The organism is Corynebacterium sp. AOP40-9SA-29, from assembly GCF_052377405.1.
Taxonomy (GTDB): Bacteria; Actinomycetota; Actinomycetes; order Mycobacteriales; family Mycobacteriaceae; genus Corynebacterium.
On record NZ_JBQSWR010000005.1, the window covers coordinates 124,673 to 147,385 of the forward strand.

18 protein-coding genes are annotated in these 22,713 nt (G+C 68.9%); 12 read left to right on the forward strand and 6 right to left on the reverse strand.

Going from position 1 to position 22,713, the window contains the following annotated elements; all coding sequences use genetic code 11:
- Positions 1-30 precede the first annotated feature (30 nt).
- On the forward strand, positions 31-747 hold the full coding sequence (locus ACT3SZ_RS10380) for a DsbA family oxidoreductase (RefSeq protein ID WP_444618470.1): 717 nt from the start codon (positions 31-33) through the stop codon (positions 745-747).
- Between the two features lie 95 nt (positions 748-842).
- Here ACT3SZ_RS10380 and ACT3SZ_RS10385 read toward each other — a convergent pair whose 3' ends face one another.
- Positions 843-2,510: an MFS transporter gene (locus tag ACT3SZ_RS10385; protein WP_444618471.1), complete on the reverse strand. Its 1,668-nt coding sequence runs from the start codon at positions 2,508-2,510 to the stop codon at positions 843-845.
- A 289-nt stretch (positions 2,511-2,799) separates the two neighbouring features.
- Here ACT3SZ_RS10385 and ACT3SZ_RS10390 point away from each other — a divergent pair, with 289 nt between their 5' ends.
- The 4 genes from ACT3SZ_RS10390 to ACT3SZ_RS10405 are packed head-to-tail and all read left to right on the forward strand — an operon-like array spanning position 2,800 to position 9,441.
- Positions 2,800-4,323 carry a sugar transferase gene (locus ACT3SZ_RS10390; RefSeq protein WP_444618472.1) on the forward strand — a complete coding sequence of 508 codons (1,524 nt, stop codon included), beginning with the start codon at positions 2,800-2,802 and terminating at the stop codon, positions 4,321-4,323.
- The gene (locus tag ACT3SZ_RS10395) at positions 4,324-5,439 is read left to right on the forward strand and encodes a glycosyltransferase family 4 protein (protein ID WP_444618473.1); all 1,116 of its coding nucleotides are present in this window, start codon (positions 4,324-4,326) and stop codon (positions 5,437-5,439) included.
- Positions 5,411-8,209 carry a polysaccharide biosynthesis tyrosine autokinase gene (locus tag ACT3SZ_RS10400; protein WP_444618474.1) on the forward strand — a complete coding sequence of 933 codons (2,799 nt, stop codon included), beginning with the start codon at positions 5,411-5,413 and terminating at the stop codon, positions 8,207-8,209. Before ACT3SZ_RS10395 ends, ACT3SZ_RS10400 begins: the two co-directional genes overlap by 29 nt.
- Positions 8,210-8,268: 59 nt before the next feature.
- A complete protein-coding gene (locus ACT3SZ_RS10405; protein ID WP_444618475.1) occupies positions 8,269-9,441 on the forward strand; it encodes a hypothetical protein in 1,173 nt (390 codons plus the stop codon).
- A gap of 103 nt (positions 9,442-9,544) precedes the next feature.
- Here ACT3SZ_RS10405 and ACT3SZ_RS10410 read toward each other — a convergent pair whose 3' ends face one another.
- Genes ACT3SZ_RS10410 through ACT3SZ_RS10420 form a run of 3 tightly spaced genes read right to left on the reverse strand, consistent with a single transcriptional unit; the run spans position 9,545 to position 13,137 of the window.
- On the reverse strand, positions 9,545-10,477 hold the full coding sequence (locus tag ACT3SZ_RS10410; protein WP_444618476.1) for a nitroreductase family protein: 933 nt from the start codon (positions 10,475-10,477) through the stop codon (positions 9,545-9,547).
- A 42-nt stretch (positions 10,478-10,519) separates the two neighbouring features.
- Positions 10,520-11,890 carry a polysaccharide pyruvyl transferase family protein gene (locus ACT3SZ_RS10415; protein WP_444618477.1) on the reverse strand — a complete coding sequence of 457 codons (1,371 nt, stop codon included), beginning with the start codon at positions 11,888-11,890 and terminating at the stop codon, positions 10,520-10,522.
- Positions 11,887-13,137: a glycosyltransferase family 4 protein gene (locus ACT3SZ_RS10420; protein WP_444618478.1), complete on the reverse strand. Its 1,251-nt coding sequence runs from the start codon at positions 13,135-13,137 to the stop codon at positions 11,887-11,889. Before ACT3SZ_RS10420 ends, ACT3SZ_RS10415 begins: the two co-directional genes overlap by 4 nt.
- A gap of 210 nt (positions 13,138-13,347) precedes the next feature.
- Between ACT3SZ_RS10420 and ACT3SZ_RS10425 the strand changes: the two genes are divergently transcribed.
- Genes ACT3SZ_RS10425 through ACT3SZ_RS10445 form a run of 5 tightly spaced genes read left to right on the forward strand, consistent with a single transcriptional unit; the run spans position 13,348 to position 17,822 of the window.
- Positions 13,348-14,424, forward strand: a complete 1,077-nt coding sequence (locus ACT3SZ_RS10425) for an acyltransferase family protein (RefSeq protein WP_444618479.1) — start codon at positions 13,348-13,350, stop codon at positions 14,422-14,424.
- Complete coding sequence (locus tag ACT3SZ_RS10430) at positions 14,421-14,948, forward strand: arsenate reductase/protein-tyrosine-phosphatase family protein (RefSeq protein WP_444618480.1); 528 nt, start codon at positions 14,421-14,423, stop codon at positions 14,946-14,948. The genes ACT3SZ_RS10425 and ACT3SZ_RS10430 overlap by 4 nt, the downstream gene beginning before the upstream one ends.
- 21 nt (positions 14,949-14,969) lie before the next feature.
- Positions 14,970-16,085: an acyltransferase family protein gene (locus tag ACT3SZ_RS10435; RefSeq protein WP_444618481.1), complete on the forward strand. Its 1,116-nt coding sequence runs from the start codon at positions 14,970-14,972 to the stop codon at positions 16,083-16,085.
- Complete coding sequence (locus ACT3SZ_RS10440) at positions 16,086-16,661, forward strand: hypothetical protein (RefSeq protein WP_444618482.1); 576 nt, start codon at positions 16,086-16,088, stop codon at positions 16,659-16,661.
- A gap of 39 nt (positions 16,662-16,700) precedes the next feature.
- Positions 16,701-17,822 (forward strand): acyltransferase family protein, encoded by a 1,122-nt coding sequence (locus tag ACT3SZ_RS10445; RefSeq protein ID WP_444618483.1) that lies wholly within the window; start codon positions 16,701-16,703, stop codon positions 17,820-17,822.
- An 847-nt stretch (positions 17,823-18,669) separates the two neighbouring features.
- On the opposite strand, the gene ACT3SZ_RS10450 is transcribed toward ACT3SZ_RS10445, so the two are convergent.
- Positions 18,670-20,391 (reverse strand): VanW family protein, encoded by a 1,722-nt coding sequence (locus ACT3SZ_RS10450; RefSeq protein WP_444618484.1) that lies wholly within the window; start codon positions 20,389-20,391, stop codon positions 18,670-18,672.
- A 79-nt stretch (positions 20,392-20,470) separates the two neighbouring features.
- A complete protein-coding gene (locus tag ACT3SZ_RS10455; RefSeq protein ID WP_444618485.1) occupies positions 20,471-21,691 on the reverse strand; it encodes a glycoside hydrolase family 3 N-terminal domain-containing protein in 1,221 nt (406 codons plus the stop codon).
- Between the two features lie 124 nt (positions 21,692-21,815).
- Between ACT3SZ_RS10455 and ACT3SZ_RS10460 the strand changes: the two genes are divergently transcribed.
- Together ACT3SZ_RS10460 and ACT3SZ_RS10465 are read left to right on the forward strand one after the other, a co-directional pair.
- Complete coding sequence (locus ACT3SZ_RS10460; RefSeq protein WP_444618486.1) at positions 21,816-22,424, forward strand: universal stress protein; 609 nt, start codon at positions 21,816-21,818, stop codon at positions 22,422-22,424.
- A 62-nt stretch (positions 22,425-22,486) separates the two neighbouring features.
- The gene (locus tag ACT3SZ_RS10465; RefSeq protein WP_301442583.1) at positions 22,487-22,681 is read left to right on the forward strand and encodes a DUF2613 domain-containing protein; all 195 of its coding nucleotides are present in this window, start codon (positions 22,487-22,489) and stop codon (positions 22,679-22,681) included.
- Positions 22,682-22,713 lie beyond the last annotated feature (32 nt).

Genomic DNA, 22,713 nt, shown 5'->3' on the forward strand with positions numbered 1-22,713 from the left:
AGCCAGGGGCAGGCCCACGTTGCACCGGATGTGAATATCGACATCTGGTCCGACGTGGCCTGCCCCTGGTGCTACATCGGCAAGCGCCGTTTCGAGACGGCCCTCGCCGCCTTCCCCCACCGCGACGAGGTCACCGTGACCTGGCACTCCTATCAGCTCGACCCGACGCTGCCGGAGCACGACGACCGCTCAGAGGCTGAATACCTCGCGGCGTCCAAGGGGATGCCGATCGAGCAGGTCCGCCAGATGTTCGGCCACGTCGCCGAGCAGGCCGCCGCGGAGGGACTGGACTACGACTTCGACTCGCTGGTGGTCGCCAACTCCCTGCGCGCCCACCAGCTGATCCAACTGGCGAAGGAGCACGGCGGGGAAACCACGGACACCGTGGAGGAGGCACTTCTCCGCGCCCACTTCGTCGACGGCGAGGACATCGGCGCGTCGGACGTCCTGGTGCGCATCGGAGTCGCCGCAGGACTCGACGCCGACGCGATCACCGCCGAGCTGCAGGCTGGCACGCGGATCCCCGCGGTGCAGGAAGACGTCCAGCGTGCGGCGTCCCTCGGCCTGAACTCGGTACCCACGTTCGTGCTCGACATGAAGCTGGCGGTGCCCGGCGCACAGCCGGTGGAGGTCTTCACCCGGGCGCTCGAGCAGCAGTGGGCGGCGTCCCACCCCACCCCGACGATCGCGACCGTCCCGGGGGTGCAGAACGAGGCGTCCTGCGGTCAGGACGGCTGCCAGCTCTAGGAGCCAGAGGGGGTCAGGGAGGGCGATGTCATCTGTGTCATGCCCCAGGTAGAAAAATGCCGATTTTCCGCCCTGGGGCATGACTCAGGTGACAATCACTTCGAGGCGCGCCCCGTACCGTCCTTGCCGCGGATGAAGATCAGGCTGGCCAGGGCGCCGACGACCGCCAGGATCGCGGCGATGATGAAGATGCCGTGCAGCCCGTCGATGAAGAAACCGAGGGTCTCATTGGCGAAGGCCTGCGATTTCCGGGCGATCTCCTGGAACAGGCCACCCTCCGCGGCGTCGCGCAGCTGCTCCTCCATGGCCGGGGGCATGCCGGGCGGGAACTGCATGCCGTCGATACCGCTGTTGACCTTGTTGGACAGGTACGCCCCGTACACCGCCACACCGAAGGCGGTGCCCAGTGGCAGGGCGGTGTTCGCCAGGCCGGTGGCCATGCCCGTGCGTTCGGACGGTACGACCGCCACCGCCAGGGACATCACATGCGGCAGCATCAGGCCGGTGCCCGCGCCGAGCACCAGGTACATCGGCAGCAGGTCGGCCCAGCCGGAATCGACGTCCATCACCAGTCCCAGCATCAGTCCGCCGGCGACGATCAGCATGCCCGCCGCCTGGACCACGCCGACGGGCACCCACCGCACCAGGGCGATGCCCACCGCGGAGAACACGACCATCGGCACGGCCAGCGCACTGGAGACGTAGCCGATCTCCAGGGCGGAGAGTTCAAGCTGCCCGGCGAGCCACAGGATGATGAAGGGCATCATGCCGAAGCTGAACATGCGTGAGGCGAAGGCGTTGAAGGTGACGGTGGCGAAGGAGGGGATGCGGAAGAGTCGGAAATCGACCATCGCCCGGTCGCGCTTGGCCAGTTCGAAGAGGATCAGCGCGGCGAACAGCAGCACGCCGGCAGCCAGGGAGGCGATGATGATCTCGCTGGTCCAGCCCTGTTCCTGGCCGTCGATGATGCCGTAGTTCACCAGCACCAGCGACACGACGATCAGGATCACCGCCCACACCGAAATCCGCGGGGTGCCGGACGTTCCGGACGTGCCGGACGCACCGGACGCGGCTGCCGCACCGGCGGCGCGTCGTGCGTCGCGCTCCTCGCGGTGCAGGTCGGGGATGAACAGCAGGGTCGCGACCATCACGAAGATGCCGATGGGGATGTTGATCGCGAAGATCCACTCCCACGTCCCGGTCTCCACCAGGGCACCGCCGACCAGCGGGCCGAAGGCGCTCGCCGCACCGCCGATGCCCATCATCGCCGCCACCGAGCGCGTGCGCTTCGCCGAGGAGTCCGGGTCCTTCGAGTCGAAGGCGTCCGCCAGCAACGGGGTGCAGGTGCCGAACACCAGGGCACCGCCGGCACCCTGCAGGGCGCGGAAGGCGATGATGCCGGCCTCCGAGCCCGTCATCACGCAGCCGATCGAGGCGGCGAGGAACAGGACGTGGCCGATGAGGAAGATGCGTCGGCGTCCGACGATGTCCGACAGGCTGGCCGCCGCCAGCAGCAGGGAGGCGAAGGTGAGACTGTAGGCGTTGATGACCCACTGCGCCCCGGAGAGCGAGAGTCCCAGGTCGGCGCTGATCGAGGGCAGCGCGACGAGCACGATCGTGATGTCGATGGTCATCATCACCGTCGACAGAGCAGCGACGGTCAGGCTCCACCCCACGGGGCGCGGCGACGGCAACCGGTGCCGACCACCCGCGCCCGCCTGGCGGGGGTTGGCCCGCGTGGGAGCCGGCGAGTTTGAAGTCATGCTCCAACTGTATCGGAGGTGAAATGGCCACCCCTGCACATCCGCCCCCAATCCACTCCGGTAGCCAGGCGCGGCATTAGTGGTTAGCATGACCCACAAGCGACACGCACCACTCTCCGACCTCTCTCCGACCTCTCCGAACCCTCTCCTCTCTCCCCCTCTAACCTCCACACACCCCTCACCCCTCCCCTCTCCACGCGCCCGTCACCACCATGCGGGCTGAACAAGGTGATTCACCGTGATCCTCGGAAAAGCATCAACTGACCCCTCACCCCCCACCACGAGCTCCGTGGCCACGCGCCCAACAGGCACCAGTGTCCAGCGGATTTCCCAGGCCCGGGAGCGCCGTCAGGACCGCCACCTGCAGCGCAAGTGGTTCTTCATCGTTTCAGACGCGCTGGCCCTGTTCAGCGCCACCTTCATCGCCAATGCGGTGAGCCTCTACCTGTGGAAGCCCTTGGGCTGGGCGCTGGTGGAGGAGGTCTTCTCCCTGCGCAGCCTGGGCATGACCTTCCTGCTGACGATGTGCTGGGTCGCCGCGATCACCGTGTGCCGGGGCTACAGCCACCAGGCGAGGGCGTTCCCCTCCATCGGACGTGAACTCGTGATCAAGGGGTCCCTGTGCTATTTCGCGGCCCTGGCCTGCGTGGACGCACTGTCGTCCTATGGCCTGTTCCGCCAGTTCGCGCTGATGGCCCTGCCCGTGGGACTGGTGTTGTTGCTCGTCACCCGGCTGTTGTCACGCCGCTATACCGCGCGGTTCCGCACGGACCTGCAGCGTCAGTTCCTGGTGATCGGCAACGTCGCCGATATCAACAAGCTGCTGACCACCTCCTGGCACGAGAACAACACCACCGAGGACACCGCCGCCGGACGTCCGGGCTGGATCCACGCGATCCTGGTCACCGACCCGCACAATCAGCACCTGCTGGCGGACACCGGAGACGTTCCGCTCAGCTCGATCTGTATTGATGAGTCCTTCTCCAACGAGGATTTCGTGGCCACCGCCGCCGGCTACAACTGCGATGCGGTGTGGGTGGCTTCCCTGGCGGAGTTCGGCCACCGCAACCTGCGTCGCCTGTCCTGGCACCTGGACCGGCTGAACATGCGCCTGTACCTCGACCCGATGATCGAGGGCATCGCCGGCACCCGCCTGAACGTGGTCCCCTTCGGCCCGAGCCACACCCTGTACGTGGACCGTCCCCGCTTCAACGCGGCCAATGGCCTTGCCAAGCGCTTCTTCGATGTCGCCGTCTCCGCGTTCGCCCTGGTTGCCGTCTCACCGATCCTGGCGATCACGGCGCTGGCCATCAAGTTGGAGGACGGCGGCCCGGTGTTCTACGTCAGCGACCGCATCGGCTACCACGGCCGCTCCTTCCGCATCTTCAAGTTCCGCAGCATGCACACCGACGCCGATGAGCGCCTGCAGAAGCTGCGCGACGACGTCGGTGCCGACGGCCTGTTCAAGATGAAGGACGACCCGCGCGTCACCAAGGTCGGCAAGTTCATCCGCAAGACCAGCATCGACGAACTCCCCCAGTTCGCCAACTCCCTGTTCGGCACGATGAGCGTGGTCGGCCCGCGCCCGCACCTGCAGCACGAGGTGGACGCCTTCGGCGACGATATGCGCATGCGCATGGAGGTCCGCCCGGGCATCACCGGCCTGTGGCAGGTCTCCGGACGCTCCGACCTGACTCCCACCCAGGCCGAGAAACTGGACCTCTACTACGTGGACAACTGGTCGTTGTCGCTGGACGTGCGCACGATCCTGCAGACCGTGCAGGCCGTCCTGCTGTCGCGGGGTGCGTACTAGATGACCACGATCCTGCACGTCACCGACTGTTTCGACGGTGGGGTGGCCACCGCGGTCAACCAGTACGCACGGCTGACCCCGGAGTACCGCCACGTGCTGCTGGCCAACAACTCCCGCAGCACCGCCCCCACCGCAGGACGCACCCCTGGCGCGTTCAGCGCCGACGAGACGCTACCGAACTCCCCCGCCGCCGCGGTCACCGCGGTGCGCCGCGCCGCGGACGCCCACCGGGCGGACGTGGTGCACGCCCACTCCAGCTTCGCCGGCGCCTACACCCGCGTGGCGCGGTCCTTCGACCTGGTCACGCCGGGGCGTCCGGCACGTCCGGTGGTCTACACCCCGCACAGTTTCGCCTTCGAGCGCGCGGACATCCCCGCCTGGAAGCGCGGCGCCTTCCGCGCCATGGAACGCTCCCTGCACCCGCTGACCACCGTCGGTGCGTCCTGCGCGCAGTGGGAGGGTGAGCTGATGGTCGGCCTGGGACGCACCCCGGTGGTGGTGGTGCCGAATGCGCTGATGGACGACCACCCGGCGGTGCCGGGCAGTTGGTCGCCACCGCAGGACGGTGCCGCCCCCGTCGTCGGCGTGGTCTCCCGGGTCACCCCGCAACGCGACCCGGCGTTCTTCGCCGAGACCGCCCGCCGCATCCGGCGGCGCATCCCGGACGCCCGGTTCGTATGGATCGGCGACGGCGACGGCAAGGACGCTTCCCTGGTGGACGTGCTCACCGACGCCGGGGTGGAGGTCACCGGCTGGCTCTCCGGCGAGGAACTGCGCCGCCAGGTCGCCGGGCTGTCGCTGATCGTGCACACCGCACGGTGGGACGGCTTCCCGATGGCCGTGCTCGAGGCCCGACGCATCGGCGTCCCGCTGCTGGTCCGCGACATCCCGGCGCTGCGGGAGTGCCCCGCCACCGCTCGGTTCGACTCGCCGGACGATGCCGCGGCCAAGGCCGTGACGATCCTGCGGCAACGCTCCGATCCCTCGCACTGGGCCGGCCTGGACGAATCCCACACCCCCGAACGCCAGCATGCCGCCCTCACCGAGGCCTACTCACTCGCACTCGAACTCACCGGAAGGAGGAGACGTGGCAGAACCCGACACATCAGCACCTGAGCCAGCCGGCACAGCCCGCCGGTCACCGCTGGAGTCGCCCCTGCTCGTCGCCGTCCTGCTCGGGGCGGTGGCGGTGGTCATCGGTCTCGTGGCCCGCGCCACGATCACCGGACGCTTCGGCGGCTTCGGCAATGACGCCGGCACCATCCGCGAGATCATGACCTCGCCCTTCAGCGCCATGGACCTGGGATACGGCTCCTACTCGGTGATCGCCCACTTCTACGGTGCCCTCGGCATGGAGGACGCCCCGACCGCCGCCTCCGTGTTCGGCGCGATCATCGGCTCCACCGCGCTGGGCATCGTCCTGGTGCGCGTCGGCGGGGTGCACTCCGGCCGGATCTCCCTGGTCCTGGCCCTGGCCACCCCGGTGCTCATCGGCCTGTACCAGGCGACCTACACCAAGGAGATCCTGATCTCCCTGGGCATGATCGTCATCGTGCTGATGCCGATGAACCTGCTCGGCGAGATCGTGGTCGTCGCCGCACTGGCGCTGCTCGGCACCGAGTACCGCACCTACTGGTCGATCGTCGCGGTCGTCTACGTGGTGCTGCGACTGCTGCTCGCCCGCCGCACCTCGCTGCAGGGACGCCGGATCTCCACCACCCCGTGGCGGGTCGTACGCATCCTCGCGCTACTCGGCGCGGTTGCCGGACTGGCCGTGTGGATCGGCACCGGCGAGCCCGCCGACTACTTCCGCACCGCCGTGAACGAGGGCGAGGCCCGCCAGGCGGTGACCGGGTCGATCATCACCCGGTTCATCGACCTGCCCGAACCCCTCGGCGGCATGGTCAACGTGGTGCTGACCACCCTGTTCTTCATCGTGCCGCTGCCGCTGGCGGCGAAGTTCTCCCCCTATTACCTGGTCATCGGCATCGTCTTCGCCCTGATCTGGATCAGCGCGGTGTACGCCGCATCCGCCGCCGCACGCGCCGGAGCCACCCCGGCCGACCGGGACCTGATCCCGCGCCGGCACCGACGGATGATGGCCCGCTTCGCCGCGGTGCCGCTGTCCTTCCTCGTTGTCCAGGGGCTCTTCGAACCCGACTGGGGTTCGGCCCTGCGGCACGCCACCCCGATGGTGCCCCTGATCGTGGGCGCGGTCGCCCTCAACGAACGTTATCGACAAAAAACAGCACACACAGACCCGACAGAACCGACAGACAAGAAAAGGACCCTCTCCATGACAGCCTCCACCACCACACAGGAGACGTCCGGCACCTCCGGGCAGAATTACCTGGCCACCTACCTGGGTTACCTGCGCAAGTCCTTCTGGATGCTCCTCGTCGGCGCACTCGTCGGCGGTCTCATCGGCTGGGGTGCCTCGGCACTGATGACGAAGAACTACACCGCCACCTCCCAGCTTTATGTCGGCGCCGCGAACACCGGCAACTCCATCGACGCCTACCGCGGCACCCTGCTGAGCCAGAGCCAGGTCGGCACCTACGCCGAGATCGCCACCAGCCGCGCCCTCGGTGAGCGCGTTGCCGAGGACCTCGGCCTCGACCAGTCCCCCGCCGAGGTGGCCTCGATGCTCACCGCCGGTGCCAACCGCGACACGGTGATCCTCAACATCAACGCCATCGCCGACGACGCCGAGCTCGCCCGGGATATCGCCAACTCCGCCGCCGCAGAACTGACCAGCATGGTCGCCGAACTCAACGCCACCGCCTCCCCCGGCGGCGAGTCCAGTGCCCCGCAGCTGGCACCCTTGAACGACGCGCTGACCCCGGACGCTCCGTCCTCCCCCAAGACGCTGCAGAACGCCGGCATCGGCATCCTCATCGGCCTGGTCATCGGCCTGGCCGCCGCCATCGTGCGCGGCATGACGGACCGCCGCATCCGCGACCAGCGGGCGATCACCGACATCGTCGGTGCACCGTCCGTCGGCGCGATCAGCACCAGCGACAACCTCTCCGGCGGCGGGACGAACAACAGCGCCGAGACCGCCGGCTCCCACGTCCTGGACTTCTCCTCCGCCCCGGTCGTCGCCGCCGAGCAGTTCCGCGAACTGCGCACCAACCTGCGCTTCCTCGACGTGGACAACCCCCCGACCGTCATCGCCGTGACCAGCGGCATGCCCGGCGAGGGCAAGTCCACCCTGGCCACCAACCTGGCCCTGGCTCTGGCTGATGACGGCGAGCGTGTCTGCCTCGTGGACGCCGACCTTCGTCGTCCCCGCGTCGCCGATTACCTCGACGGTGACCTGCAGTCCGAGGTCGGCCTGTCCACGGTGCTCTCCGGTGCGGCCGATGTCGACGACATCGTGCAGGACTCCGGACGCGACGGCCTGTCGGTGATCACCTCCGGCCCGCAGCCGCCGAACCCGGCGGAGCTGCTCGGCTCCCAGCGCTTCCGCGACCTGCTCGCCGAACTCGACGGCCGCTACGACTACGTCGTGGTGGACGCCTCCCCGGTCATCCCGGTCACCGACGCCGCCCTGGTCGCCTCCGCGGCCGATGGCATCATCCTGGCCGTGCGCCACGGCAACACCACCGTGGACCAGCTCACCCGCACGACCACCAACCTCAACCAGGTCAGCGCCCACATCCTGGGCACCGTGTTCACCATGACCCCGAAGTCCGAGGGCAAGGGTTACTACCGCAATGGTTACGGTTACGGCTACGGCAACACCGCCCGCGCGGTGCGTTCGGCGAAGAAGGCGGGCAGCACGAACGCCGGCTCGACCGACTCGACCGGCTCCACCGGCTCCACCGGTCCGAGCAGCGTGAGTGACGCCACCGCCAGGGAAACGGTGGGAGCGGACCGCTGACCTCCCCCGCACCCGAGGAAACCGGTCGTTCTCACGGCCGGTTTTCGTCGTTATTACGCATGGGCCCCGCCCTGTTCGGCCAGGGCCTGAACTTCCTGGCGATGCTGCTGCCCATCATCGGGCAGGAGACCGGCCAGCTGGCCTACCTCATGCTGCCGCTGGCGCTCGCCACGGTACTGTCGCGCACCTCCATCCTGGGTTTCCACAGCCGCTACCTCACGGTCTCCGCCGGCTCGCGGGACGCTGCGACGTCGCTGTCGCTGCTGTCGATGCTCGTCATCACCGTGGTGCTCGTGGTCGTCGGGGTGGTGGCCGATCTGGTGTTCACCCCGGAGACCCACACCGTGGCCGTGATCACCGGCTGGTCCACCATGCTGCTGCTCACCAACGGGTTGTACGTGATGGCCGTGGCCGTGGCGACCCAGGAACAGCGCATGGACGTCTACTCCACCGCCCGGCTGGTCTTCGGGGTGACGAATGTGGCTGCCACCTGCGTGGTCGTCTTCGCCGTACCCTTCCAGGCCGGACTGATCGTGGTCGCCGGACTGAACCCGCTCGTCGCGGCCGTGCTGATCCTGTGGCGCACCCGCAACAAGCTGCTCAACGTCCTCTGGCGTGACCGCGGCTCCCTCACCGACGAGGTGCACCGGCGCTGGCTGCGCGACTCCGCACGCCCCACCGGCGGGGTGCTGCTGGCGGAGTTCGGCTTCCAGTTCCAAGGGTTCATCACCCCATTCCTGGGCCCCTACCAGGAACTGTGGGCGGTGGTCGTGCGCCTCACCGGCGGCTTCGGCACGCTGGCCCAGCAGGTCGTGGCCCCTCCGGTCGAGGCGAAGATCGCCGCGGCCGTGCGCGCCGGCGACGTGGCCGGCGAGCGCTCCTGGTGCCGCAAGGCACTACTCATCGGCCTGGTGCTCGGCGCGGCCAGTGCGGCGGTACAGGCCGGCGCGGTGCTGTTCTCCCTGCACGGGGACGACTCGGTGACGGTGCTGTCGCTGGCCCTGGTCAGCGTGTTCTGTCTGACGTGGATGCCCTCGGCGATGTGCTCGAAGATCCCGCTGATGAAGCGGTTGAACCGGTACTACCTGGCCTGGGCGTTCGGACGCCTGGTGCTGCTGCTCCCCCTGCTGCTGTTGCGCGACACCGCCCTGCTCGTCGGCGTGGTGTCGGTGATGTCGGCGACCGCGGTCTTCCTCATGTGGACCAGCCTGCGCCCGGCCCAGCCGGAGTAGCCCGCTCTCCCCTCCCTCCGGCCCGTTCCCCAGGCAGAAAGCAACCCCACAGGGTGGTGCGACCATCCTGTGGGGTTGCTGCGTCAGCCAGAGCCGGCGGGAGTTACCGGATCGTGCGCAGCTCCTCGACCGGACGGTTCGTGGACCGGGTGTGCCTGGCACCCTCTGCCGGGTAGCCGAAGGCGGCCATCGAGATGAACTCCAGGCCCTCGTCCGCGCCGATCTCCTCGCGCAGCGCACGGGACTCCCCGGAACGGATCGACAGGTTCAGCGCGCACGACGACACCCCCAGGCAGTGGAAGGCGAGCATCAACTCGTCGAGGAAGATGCCACCATCCACCCACGCCTGGTTGCGTTCCCCGGCACCGCCGAAGGCGCGCAGGTCCACGGCGACGACGGCGAGCAACGGCACGGTGTGCCCGAACCCGCGGTTGCCGTTCTGGTGGCGCAGCACCCGGTCAATGTCCTCGCGGGTGGAGAAGAACTGCACGCGCCAGGGCTGGCGGTTGCACACCGACGGTGCCCCGCCGGCCGCGGCGACTGCCTCGTGCACGATCGACTCGTCCACCGGACGCTGCGGATCGAAGTTGCGCACGCTTGAGCGGCTGCGCAGCAGTTCCAGCAGGTCACCGGAAACGCCGGACGTCTCGGGGACGTGGGTGACGTCGTCGGCGAGCGCGCCGCCGGCGTTCCAGCTCGTCAGGGCGTCCTGCCCGCTGGCGGCGTCGCGACGCGCCCACGTCGGGGCGTCCGACAGGCGTCCGACGCCCTTGGCCAGGCGCGGCACCAGGTCGCTGCCGAAGGGCTGCTTGGGGGCGGGTAGCGCCAGGGCCTTCTCCACGCGGTGGGTGTCCTTGAGCACCTGGTAGCCGATCACGCCGGGGTCGCCGGAGTCCAGCGCCACGCCATTGGAGCATTTGCCGTACCTGATGAACCGCACGGTGTCCGACGCACTGTCGGCCACCGTCCTGGCCAGGTCACGGGCGTAGACGAGGCGGCTGCGCACGGCGGGTGGGAGAGAGTCTTTGTTGATCATGGCCGGAGACCTTTCGGAGAAAAAGGGGATGTGAGGGGTGGGTCAGGCGAAGTTGAGTTCGGCCTTCGCCGTCATCGTGGCCAGCCCGGTGGGCAGGGCGTCGGTGTCGCGGGCCACGGCCCGGGCGGTGTCGACCATGGCGACCAGCCGGTCGGCGGTGGTTTCGGCGGGGGCGAGCACGCAGTCGGACAGTCCGAACTCGCGCATCAGACCTTCGACCTTGCCCTGGGTGTCGAAGAGCACGCAGGGCCGGCCGCTGGACAGCGTCAGGATGCCCAGGTGCATGCGCGCAGAGACCACCACGTCGGCGTGGGTGACGATGCCGAGTACCTCCGCCGGGCTGAGCAGTCGGTCGGCGAGTGTCACGAACGGCGCGGTGGCGGCGTCCTGCAGGCGGTCGTGGACCTGCCGGCAGGCGTCGAGGTCGTCGTCGCCGGCGCGCACCACGTGCGGCACCAGCACCACCGACCAGTCACGGGCGATGAGGCGGCGCACGGTCTCCGCCATCTCGTCGAGGTAGGTCAGCGCGCCGCCCGACCTGGACAGTCGCTTGAGCACGAGGCCGGAGACGTTGACCACAGCCACGCGGCGGGCGTCGTCCTGCTGGCTCCGTGCCCAGTCGCCGAAGGGGGTGGACACAGGGTCGATGCGGTGGGTGAACACGATGTCGGCGGCCAGGCCGACACCACCGATGCCGGCACCACCCATGCGTTCGCGCGACACCGCGTCGCGGGCGAAGAGCTGGACGTCCTGGTCGAGGTCGCGGAAGCGCTGCAGGACGTAGGGGTCGGGGTGGGCCGACCAGCTGAAGCCGAGCACGCGGCAGTCCAGCCCGGCGCGCGCGCCGAGTTCGAGGGCGAGCAGGCGCAGTGCGGCCTCGCGCCCCTGGTAGCCGCCGTCCATGACGTCGGCGCCGATGACGGTGAGGCTGCGTGCCGTGGGGAAGTAACTGGTCAGCCGGCGCCGGGCGAGCCCGGCGGTGAGCAGGTTGCCGTCGGTCAGGGCGGGCAGTTCCACCAGGGTCACCTGGTCGGCGTAAGCGGGCGGGACGGTGAAAGCATCAGCAGAGGGGACGACGGCGATGATGCGGCCGCCCGGCGTCGTGCCGAGCTTGTCGAGCTTGCCCAACTTGCCTAGCGCTGCCTCGAACATGGCCTGGTCACCGATATTGCCGTTGCCGACGGTGGTGACCAGCAGGTCGACGGGGCGGGCGGCGGACACCGCGCGGCGTCCGGCAGTGCCGCGTCCTGCAGTGCCGCGTCCGGCGAGCGTCAGGGACGCGCGACGTTCCAGCGCCATCAGCCGGTCCACGGAGGACGCCCGGTGCCCCACGGCGCGGGCGATCTCGGCCGGGGTGTGCTCGCTCAGGACGGTACGGACGGTGTTCACGGGTGAAGCCATGAGAGAGGTCACGGGCGCACCTCCTGCTTGTCCTGTGCGCTTTCGGTGTAGGCGGCGTCCCCGGTGCGGATTAGTTCCGCCAGGTCCGTCCAGTCGGGCTGCTCGGCGACGCGACGGATCGCCCCGGCGGAGAGCTCCTGGTAACGCTGCGGGTCGCGCAAGAGCGACTCCACAGCGTCGGCCACGGCCTGTGGGGAGGCGGACTCGGCGACCACGCCGAAGCCCTCCACCTGGTCGGGGATCGCGCCGACGGGGGTTCCCACGCACGGCACCGCGTGGGCCAGGGCCAGGGTCACCGGGCCGGACTGGCTCGCCTCGGTGTAGGGCAGCAGCATGATGTCGAAACCACGCACCACCTCGGTGACCTCGTCCTCCGGGATCCACCGGTTGTCCCAGGTGGCCTGTTCACCCAGCGGGGTCTCGCGCAGGCGCTCCTCCGGGCCGGAGCCGATGATGTGCAGTTCGCAGGACGGTGCATCGCGCTTGCGCAGAATCTCCATCGCCTCGAGGGCGACGTCGATGCCCTTGTACTTCTGCAGCCGGCCGAACAGGCCGATGACCGGCACCCCGCCGGGCAGGCCCGCCGGCGGCAGTTCGCGCGGCGTGGTCGCGGCGTCCTGCAGGTCGAACGGCGGGTGGCTGCCGGTCGAGACCGGCACGTCCACCTGCCCGGCGAGTACGTCGGTGACCGCCGAGGAGAAGGTGACGATCCGGTCGGCGCGGCGCAGTTCATTGCGCCGGCCCACCGCCTGGACCACGTTGCCCTCGCCCGGGTGGGCGGAGCCGTCGTGGATGCAGGCCACGTACTCCACGTCGCGCGGGATGAGCAGCGGCAGGGCGAGCGACTGGTAGACGCTCTCCATCACGCAGACCACCCGTTCGATCCGGTGCGAGCGGATCCACCGGCGCAGACGCACCGCGTTGAACAGTAGCCGGGGAAGTCCGAGGACCACCCCGGCGGTGGAGTTGTAGGTGGGCACCGGGAACGCCGGCACACCACCGCGGGCCTGCGCGGCGAACCGCGGGGCGATCTCCGCATCGGGGTTGTAGGAGAGGAAGGACGCTGGGGAAGGTGCCTGTGCTGTCTGCGCTGATGGCGCTGACTCGTGCTCAGCGGAAGCCTGGAACGCCCTGGTGGAGGAGGTATCGCCGTCAACAAGATCGGCGAGGAACCGGGGGCCGCCGCCTGTGCGACCCCAATGGACCCAGAGTGTCCTGGCTTCCGACGGCAGGGTGAGGGACCTGTCGACATTGGACATGGGGCACATTGTAGGCCAGCCGCCGCCCGCGTGCGCGTCGCGTTGCCTGTCACGTTATCTGTCACCCTGCCCGTCACGTTGCCCGGCCACCGGTCCCTGCCTAGGATGAGGGTGACTCACCGGGGCACTCTCCCTCTCCTGCTCTCTCCTGCTCTCCCTCTCCCCCCTGCGCCCCGGTCACACCCCTCACACCCGTAGGACGTTTCCTCGATGACCTCCAACAAGATCCGGCAGGACGCTGCCGTCGCGTCCCCACGCGGCGCCCGTGCCGCGTCCCGCAACCTCCCGGTCGACACGCTGCGCGGCGTCGCCTGCCTGTTCCTGGTGACCTTCCACGTCATCGGCTACAACGCCGCCGACGGCATCCAGGTCGGCGACGACAGCGCGCTGCGCTACTACACCGACTCCGTCGACTACCTGCGCATGCCACTGTTCACGCTGCTCGCCGGGCTGGTGTACGCCTGGCGTCCGCTGACCGACCCGTCCGGCTACGGCTCCTTCATGGGCAAGAAGGCCCGCCGGCTGCTGGTGCCCTATGTGATCTTCGTGCCCGCCATCGGGCTGACGCAGGTGTACCTGACCGGCACGAACTCCACCCGGGACCTCGACCCGGTGCACTGGCTGCTGTACTCGCTGAGCCCCTACTGGTTCCTGCTCACGACCTTCTGGCTCTTCGCCGTGGTCGCGCTGCTGGACTCTCGCCGGCTGCTGTCCACGCGCCTGAACTTCGCGCTGCTGTTCACCGCCTCGCTGGTCGTGGTGGTGCTGACCCAGACCGAGTACTTCCGCTTCCTGCAACTGGGCCAGATGCTCACCCTCGCCCCGTTCTTCCTCGCCGGTGTGGCGCTGACCCGCTTCTCGTTGATCCCCACCAACCGCGCCGTCCTGGCCGGGTGCACCGTGTTGTTGGTGGCCGTGGCCGTGGCCGTGCAGTTCTCCCTGGCAGGAGCATTCCCCGGGCTCGACGGCGCGTTCGACTCCCGCCACAGCCTGGTGGGCATTGCCCTGGGCATCCTGTTCCCCCTGGTCTTCCTCGGCTGGAAACTCGCCGACCGCCGCCTGGCCTGGATCGGCGGCTACTCCTCGGGCATCTTCCTGCTGCACTCCTTCGCCATCGGCGCCTGCCGCGCGGTCGCCTCGGCGGCGGGCGTGACCTCGGTCCCGGTGCTGTTCGTGGCCCTGACCATCGGCGGGGTGGGCCTGTCGATCCTGGGCGTGATCGTGCTGCGCACATTCCGCGTGGGCCGGGTCGTGCTCGGTGAGAAGGCAGGAGGGACGAAACGATGAACGTGCTGTTCGTGTGCACCGGCAATATCTGCCGCTCCCCGGTGGCCGAGTACCTGCTGCGCGACGGCCTCAGCAACGACGCTGGGAATGCCGGCACCACCGGCGTGACCGTGACCAGCGCCGGGACGTCCGGCATGACCGGCTACCCGATGGACCCGCGCTCCCTGGAGTACCTCGCCGGACGCGGCGTGGACGGTTCCGACTTCACCGCCCGGCGCGTCGAGCGGCGCGTCCTGAAGGACGCCGACCTGGTCATCGGCCTGGAGAAGTCCCACGTGGACCACTGCCTGCGCCTCGCGCCGGCGGTGCTCAAGCGCACCTTCCGGCTGCACCAGCTTGCCGAGTGGCACCGCGGCGGCGAACTGACGTCGCTGACCCAGCTCCCCCACCAGCGCAACCGAATGCCGCGGGTGACCCACGACCACACCGACCCGGTGGGCTTCTCCTCCACCGAGGACTACGACCGCCTGCTCGACGACGTCGCCGCCGATATCAGCGCCGTCATCGACCTCCTCTCCCACTAGAACACCCCACTAGGAGCCCCCATGCCGCCCCTCACACGGCTCACCTGGATCGACACGGTCAAGGGCATCGCCGTGATCCTCGTCGTCCTCTATCATGCGGTCGCCCTCGCCGAACCGAAGTCCTGGTCCGGCGATGAGCTCTCCATGTTCACCTCCGCGCTGCTGACCGTGCGCATGCCCCTGTTCTTCGCGATGTCCGGGTTCTTCTTCCTACGCCGGGTGGACCGGCCGTGGGCTTGGCAGCTGCGCAACCGCATCGGCCCGTTCCTGTGGCTGTTTGTCGTGTGGACGGCGGTGTGGCTGCTGGTCTTCCAGTTCCTGCCCGTCGAACGCAACGGCGGCACGGACGTCCGCCAGTTCGTCCTGCTGTTCGTGGACCCCTCGATCGGCCCGTGGTACATCTACGCCCTGGCGATCTACTTCGTGGTGGTCAAGCTGATGCGTCCGCTGCCGGTGTGGCTGCAGTTCGTAATCGGCGCGGCGGTGTCCCTGCCGGTGGCCTGCGGTTTCCTCACGATCGACTCGTGGGTGTGGACCTCGCTGCTCACCCACTTCATCACCTTCCAGATCGGCGCGCTCGGCAACCGCGCGCTGACGTCCATGGCCGGCCGGGCGAACGTGTGGTGGCTGCTGGGACTCGGCGCGGCGTGGGGCGCCGGCACCGCGGCCCTGTTCTTCGTGGGCCTGGGACTGGACAACCTGGCGCGCATCCCGGTGACCCTGCTGGGCATGGCGATGGGCGTGACCGCGGCCGTGCTGATCGACCGACACGCCTCGGGCCTGCGCCTAGCGTGGGTCGGCAAGAACACCCTGCCGATCTACCTACTGCACATCCCTCTGCTGGGCGTGTTCTACAGCGTGGACCTCGACCTGCCCGCCACCACACCGGTGTCCGTGGGCGTGCCGCTGCTCGGCACCGCACTGACCGTGCTGGTCGCACTGCTGATCTGGCGGGTGATCCGCTCGATCCCCGGCGTGTTCATCGCCCCGTGGACCGGAGAGGGCGCGAATACGCGCACCGCGCGTAAAGCGCAGGACGCACCACTCACGCAGGACGCCCCGGCGTCCGGCGCAGCACCGACGCCGCAGCGTCCTGACCGGGAGGGCAGCGGGCAGCTGCCGGTGGGGAACTCCTAGATGCCCCGCACACACCTGCGCCCCCGCGCCACGGGGGCCCATGTGCGCGCGGTGGGCGTCCTACTGCTGGCGTTTCTGCTGTGCCTGTGGGGGTTCTTCGTCCTGACGAAGGTCTACCTGCCGCGTCTCGACCCGCTGCCGGCGGACGTCGACGTGCTCATGCAGGTCGGCGGCGCCGCACCGTCCGACGCCCTGGCCGCCCGCCAACTCGCCCAGGAACAGGGCATTTCCGACCTGGTGATCTCCGACCCCACCGGTGTGCAACGCTTCCACGACGCCTGGTGCGCCCCGCTGGACGGCGTGCGCGTGCACTGCTTCGCCCCCGAGCCCTCCACCACCCGCGGGGAGGCCCAGGAATTCGCCGACCTGGCCGAGGACAACGGCTGGGAATCCGCGATGGTGCTGGCCACCGGGCGCGAACACGTCGAACGCGTCCGCCTGTACTTCGAACGATGCTGGGACGGGGACCTCTCCGTGAACCGTCCCGAGAGCCCGCGCTCCACGGTCAACCATCTCAAACAGGCCGTCTACCAGACCGCCGGCTGGGGCCGCGCGATGAAGACCCTCGACTGCTGAAAGCACCCCTCACACCCCTCACAACTCCCAAGGATCCATATGTCAGCCCGCACTCTCTCCTCACCGTCCTCCCCGTCCTCACCACCGCCCCGCGTCACCTGGATCGACACCGTCAAAGGCGCGGCGATCCTCCTCGTCGTGCTCATGCACGTCGCCACCGCCGCCGTCGACCAGTCCTGGTACGACCCGCGCGTGCTGGACGCCATGTCCCCGCTGCGCACCGTGCGCATGCCCCTGTTCTTCGCCATGGCCGGCTACTTCTTCCTCCGCCGCGTCGACCGGCCCTGGCCGTGGCAGGCGCAGAACCGACTCGGGCCGTTCCTGTGGCTGTTCCTGCTGTGGAGCGCCCTGTGGGCCCTGAGCGCCCAAGTCTTCCCCTGGAATGACAGCTACGACACCCTCCTGCGCATCCTCGAGGTACCGATCGACCCCACGTACGGCCCGTGGTTCATCTACGCCCTGGCCATCTACTACGCCGCCGTGAAACTGATGCGCCCGCTGCCGCTGTGGCTGCAGTTCGGGATCGGTGCCGTGGTGTCCCTGCCGGTCGCCTTCGGGTGGCTGGACATCGACAACTTCGCCTGGGAGCGCACGCTCACCCACTTCCTGATCTTCCAGTTCGGCGTCTACGGCCACCGGGTGATCGCCGCGGTCGCCGGACGCGCCAGCGTGCTCCTACTCGTCGCCGTGGGCGGGGTGTGGGCCGCGGGCATCGCCGGGGTCACCGTGACCGGCATCGGCCTGACGTCGGTGTGCTGGCTGCCGCTGACGATGCTGGGCATGGCTTCCGGCATCATCGCCGCCACACTCATCGCCCGGTACCTGCCGTGGCTGCACCTGGACTGGTTCGGACGCAACACCCTGCCGGTGTACCTGCTGCACCTGCCCGTCATCGGCGTCCTGCTGACCGTCGACCCGCAGTTGACCTCCACCCCGCTGACCGCCGCGGGCGGCACCGTGGTGCTCACCGTGCTCACCGTGGCCGGCACCCTGCTGGTCTGGCGGGTGCTGCGCCCGGTGCCGGGACTGTTCATCGCCCCGTGGCCCGGCGAGGGGGCGAATACGCGCCCGGCGAAGGTTGGGAAGGCGGCGGGGAAGACGGCTACATCCCAGCGTCCGGCGGACGACGCGTCGGTTACCGGCGCGTTTCCCCGAACTTGACAGATCATGTCAGGAAAATGAGCTAAGCATATACTTGGAGAAGTTCCACCCCCGGAATAACTTTTCCGCCCGGCGCGTAACAAATGCCCAGCAGAACCGATAGTACGTCTGTACTGGAAGTATGCTGTCAATTTCCTTGGGGGGATCGTTGACGGTGGCCATGTGGCCACCCCCAGAGCACTTTTCCCGCCGTTGCAGATGACCAGCTGGCCTGCCTATCTTCTTGGCATGCCAGCGACGAGCGGCCGGTGACCCCCGGTTCTCTCCTCGAACGCAGGCGGACGGGAATGTCCGACATCGGTGTCTCTCAGCGTCTCTAGCCGTGGACGTCCCCGCCCCGCCTCGCTCCGGTCGCCGCCGCTGGCGCCTCAACTCAATAGTCGTCCACGCCCCTTCCCGGGCACTACACCCCTCAACGCCCACGCCGCACCGCTCTCTCCTCTCCAGGTGCCGCGCGTGGAAAACAGTCCGGGACCTCTCCTATAAATGGTCGTCGACGGCACATGAGAACGAGAACGGTCGGGCCCGCCCCCGGAGATAACCTCCGGCGGCGGGCCCGACCGTGTGCGAGGGGTGGGAGACAAGGGCCCAGCCCGTCCCCCAGACAGAAGAGAGGGGCCCGCGTGTGGCTGAATGCCACGCGCAGGCCCCCGAGGAGCGGACTATCGGGTCACAGACCGCCGAGCAGCAGGTGAAGAAGATCGCCGACGATTCCAACAAGACCAGAAACAAGACCCATGATAATTCTCCTTATGAGGGGTGGCCCCGGCATTCCCGAGGACTGCCTACAAATCTAGAACTACCATGTAACCGGTCAGTTTCCTGCGCGCTACGGTTCGGTTAGAACTCAGTCCGTGCAGGTCACGATCGGTGCCGGGTCGTAGACCGTGGTCGTGGAGTCGCGGGAGACCACCGCGCCATTCAGATCACGCACGGTACGAGTATCGCTCACGGTGAAGCCGCGCGCGCCCGAGGACGGCGAGCAGTTGTCCCCGGAGAGCTCGATGCGCTGCGGGTCGGTGAAGTTCGAGCGCTCACTGGTGTCCGAGGAGACGTCGACCTCCTTCACCCCGCGGATGTCCACGGTCAGCGAACTGGAGTCCGCGCTCGCTTCGATGAGCACCGGGGTATCGAAGGTGTTCTTGAACTGCAGGTCGATCGCACCCTCGAAGACCGTCGCCTCGCGTCCGGCCGGGTAACGGCTGATGTAGTAGGAGTGCGGCGTGTGCGCCACGTCCTCCATCCCGGCGAAGTAGGAGGCGTTGTACAAGGTGGTGGCGAACTGGCTGATGCCGCCGCCGACGGCGGTGTCGGCGTGACCGTCCTGGATGATTCCGGCGTCCACGTAGCCCTGGGCCTCGCCGCGCGGGCCGGTGTAGCCGTTGAGGCTGAAGGTCTCCCCGGGCAGCACCACGGCCCCGTCGACCTGCTCGGCGACGCGGCGGATGTTCACCCCGGAGTCATCGGCGAAGCCACCGGAGGTGAAGGTGCCGACCACATCATCGAAGCTGGCGCGCTCGGCCATCTCGGTGGTGTAGGTGGCTTCCTCGTCCTCGTAGGTGACCTCGTGGCGGCGCTCGTCGGTGTCGAGCAGCTTGTCCTCGATGGGATCGAGGGTCTTCTCCCAGTCGATGGTCACCCCGTCCTGCGAGGGGGTGACCTGCACATCGCGCCCGTTGATGTTGAAGCCGGCGTCGCGGTACTCCACTTCCGTGGAGCCGAGCTGCTCGTCGAGGATCTCCTCGGCGGCGTCGCGGTTCCAGTCCACGCGGAAGTCGCCGTCCTCGGGCACGAAGGTGACGATGCGTCCCATGTCGGCAGGACGCAGCACGCCGTCGGTGTCGTCGCGTCCGGCGAAGACCACGTCACCGTTGGTGACCTTGTCGACGACCTCGGTCACCGCCTCGTCGGCGGCGTCGCGCCGGACGTCGGCCTGGGTGACGTCGGCGTCGACGCTGACCTCCCGCTGGTCGTTGAGCCAGTGGTCGCGGACCTGTTCGCGCAGTTCACCGGCGTCGACAGCCTGGCCGGGCACGTCATCGGAGATATCGGCGGCGCCACGGTCATCGATGGCCAGGGCGGCGTTCTCCGGGTCGCGAGTGAGGTCCGCTTCCACGCGCGTGAGGGTATTGTCCAGCAGTTCGTCGTTGTACGCGCTGACGGTGCCGACCTCGCGCTGCTGGAAGAAACTCATCACCCGGGTGACCGGGTTCATCGGCTGCTGGCCGGCCTGGTCGATCGTGGCCGCCCAGTCCACCGACAGCCCGGACCTGGCGGGATCAAGGCTGGTGGACATGTCGCCGGCGGTGACCTCCACCGGGGCGCGCACCCCCTCGGCGAGCTGATTCTTCAGCCGTGCCTCGGCCTGGTCCTTGGACATCGACCCCACGTCGACCCCGCCGACGGTCACCCCGCGGGGCACATTGCCCTCGGTCATGATCAGGTCGGTGGCATAGAGGATCCCGCCGATGCCGACGATGCCGGCGACGGTCCACACCGGCCACAGCCGACGCTTACGCCGGTGCGTCGTGGCCTCGGGGGTGCTGTCGTTCGGGTTGCTACTGCTCACGCCCTTCACAATAACCGGAGATTATCTCCGGGCGGAACCTGAGGCGGCAAAAACCTCACCCCAGAACCTGACCCGGGCCTCATACAGAGCACAGCCTTTCGGCGGCCTCCTCCAGCCGCGCCCGGTCGAGGTCGCCGGACTCCACGGCGGCAACGAGGCCGTCGACGGTCGCCTGCACGTCCGCCGCGGTGGACGTCAGCGGTGCGTCCGCCCCCGCATTCAGCGCCGCGACCACGGCGTCCGGACCGGAGTGCAGGTCGGTGATGGCCTGCATGCCGGTGAGATCGTCGGTGAAGACGACGCCGTCGAAACCGGGGCCGCCCCAGGGGTCGGGAGCTTCGAAGGGATCGCGCAGCAGCCTGTACGCCTCCGGGTTCAGCGAGGACGGTGTCTCCGCGCCAAGGACGTCGCCGGAGTCGAGCCCGGGGGTCTGCATATGCCCGACCATCACGGCCACACCGGGGATCTGCCACAGTTCGGCAAAGGGCTGGAGGTCGCCGCCCATTTCCTCGATGGGCGGGGTGGTGACGGTGCCCTCGTGAGAGTCGCCGGTGGCGTGCCCGTGACCGGGGAAGTGCTTGATCACCGGGGTCATGTCGGCATCGAGCAGCCCGTCGATGGCGGCGCGCCCGTAGTCGGCGACGACCTGCGGATCGTCGGAGAACGCACGGTCACCGATGGCGTTGTCGCTGATCGACTCCCCGCCGGCGAGGTCCAGCACCGGGGCGAAGTCCATGGTGATGCCCAGGTCGTGCATCTTGCGCCCATGTTCGGCGAAGACCCCACGGACCTCCTCCGGGCTCAGGGTGTCCGCCAGTTCACGGGCGGACGGCAGCTCGCCGATGATCCCGCCGAGGCGTTGGACCTGGCCGCCCTCCTCGTCGACGGAGACGGTCAACTCCCCGCCGGCTGCCGCCGCACGCTCCTTGAGTGCGGTGACGCTGCGCTCCGGGTCGCCCTGCCCGTCGAGCATGGTCAGGTCGGTGGACGAGCCGATGAAGATGTGGCGCACCCCGGCATCGACGGCCGCCGCGGCGTCGTCGAAGCCGACGACACCGACGGCCAGGGTGGACGCCGCCAGCGTCGCCACGTCCTGGTCGCCGTCCACGCAGGACGTCTCGGCGTCCGAGTCGTCCTGCGCGTCCTGCTCCTGCGTGCTGGACGCCGCGGCGGAGGTCGACGCCGCGGTAGTCGCAGCGCTGTCGGCGTCCTGCGAGGAGCACGCCGCGGTGCCGAGCGCGAGCGCGCCGGTGGCGGCGAGGGCGAGGACGGTGACGGGGATGCGTCGGGCAGCGCTCACGGGTGGGGCCTCAGGCTCTCTTTGATCGTCAGGTCGGGGGCACGGCGAAGCATTTGCCAGGGAATTTACGGATTCTTTACACCGTGCCGCCATATCGCACCCCGACCGTACTACGCTCGGGGCCATGGCTAGCGAATCCAGCACAGAGACAGTCGGCACGCTCGGGTCGTTCGAGGGCGACACCGTACTTATCGCCTTCGACGGCTCCGACGAGGCCCGCGGGGCGATCGAGTACGCCGGGCGCTTCCTGTCGACCCGCAACATCTACATCCTTACCGTCTGGGAGCCGATCCACCGTCAGGCGGCGCGCACCGCCGGGATGAGCGGCATGATGCAGCACGACTGGTCCTCGGTCACCGATGACACCGAGGACCCCGCCTACTCCGACGCGGTGGCGATCTGCCGCGAGGGCGTCTCCCTCGCCGAGGCGCAGGGTTTCACCACCGAGCCCTTCCTGGTGGAGTCCGCGACGGCGATTTGGTCGGCGATCGTGGACGCCGCCCGTGAGCTCGACGTGAGCATCATCGTGGCCGGTTCCCGCGCGCTGAGCGGGTGGCGCTCGCTGCTGCAGTCCAGCGTGTCCGACAGCCTGGTCAAGCACGCCGGACGCCCGGTGCTCATCGTGCCGCCGGTCGACGACGAGGACGAGGCCGGCGCCGGTGCCGGCGCTGACACGGCAGACTCCGCCGACACGGCCTCCGACGCGGGTTCGGGCGACGCGACGACCAGGTAGTATCATCTGGTGAATATCGCCGCCGCCCCACACACGCCTCCGATCCACTGACGGGATAACCCATGCCGACCGAGACTGACTCCCAGCCCCGCCGCACGCTCGGCCCCGCCGTTGCCTCCGCCGTCGTCGGCGTCGTGCTCGGTGGTGCCGCGGCACTGTTCGCCGGCAGCATCGCGGACTCCTCCGACCTGCCGTCGAACCAGATCGCGGTGGACGACGCGGTGATGGGTTCCATCCAGTACGGCGAGCGCCGCTAGCGGTCGCCGGACGATAACGACGATACTGACGG

What these genes read in the sequence shown, in the direction of transcription:
- ACT3SZ_RS10425 (WP_444618479.1), top strand. Translation starts at nt 13,348, where the DNA reads ATGACCTCCAACAAGATCCGGCAGGACGCTGCCGTCGCGTCCCCACGC.
- ACT3SZ_RS10465 (WP_301442583.1), top strand. Translation starts at nt 22,487, where the DNA reads ATGCCGACCGAGACTGACTCCCAGCCCCGCCGCACGCTCGGCCCCGCC.
- ACT3SZ_RS10420 (WP_444618478.1), bottom strand. Translation starts at nt 13,137, where the DNA reads ATGTCCAATGTCGACAGGTCCCTCACCCTGCCGTCGGAAGCCAGGACA.
- ACT3SZ_RS10385 (WP_444618471.1), bottom strand. Translation starts at nt 2,510, where the DNA reads ATGACTTCAAACTCGCCGGCTCCCACGCGGGCCAACCCCCGCCAGGCG.
- ACT3SZ_RS10445 (WP_444618483.1), top strand. Translation starts at nt 16,701, where the DNA reads ATGTCAGCCCGCACTCTCTCCTCACCGTCCTCCCCGTCCTCACCACCG.
- ACT3SZ_RS10430 (WP_444618480.1), top strand. Translation starts at nt 14,421, where the DNA reads ATGAACGTGCTGTTCGTGTGCACCGGCAATATCTGCCGCTCCCCGGTG.
- ACT3SZ_RS10460 (WP_444618486.1), top strand. Translation starts at nt 21,816, where the DNA reads ATGGCTAGCGAATCCAGCACAGAGACAGTCGGCACGCTCGGGTCGTTC.
- ACT3SZ_RS10435 (WP_444618481.1), top strand. Translation starts at nt 14,970, where the DNA reads ATGCCGCCCCTCACACGGCTCACCTGGATCGACACGGTCAAGGGCATC.
- ACT3SZ_RS10395 (WP_444618473.1), top strand. Translation starts at nt 4,324, where the DNA reads ATGACCACGATCCTGCACGTCACCGACTGTTTCGACGGTGGGGTGGCC.
- ACT3SZ_RS10440 (WP_444618482.1), top strand. Translation starts at nt 16,086, where the DNA reads ATGCCCCGCACACACCTGCGCCCCCGCGCCACGGGGGCCCATGTGCGC.
- ACT3SZ_RS10410 (WP_444618476.1), bottom strand. Translation starts at nt 10,477, where the DNA reads ATGATCAACAAAGACTCTCTCCCACCCGCCGTGCGCAGCCGCCTCGTC.
- ACT3SZ_RS10405 (WP_444618475.1), top strand. Translation starts at nt 8,269, where the DNA reads ATGGGCCCCGCCCTGTTCGGCCAGGGCCTGAACTTCCTGGCGATGCTG.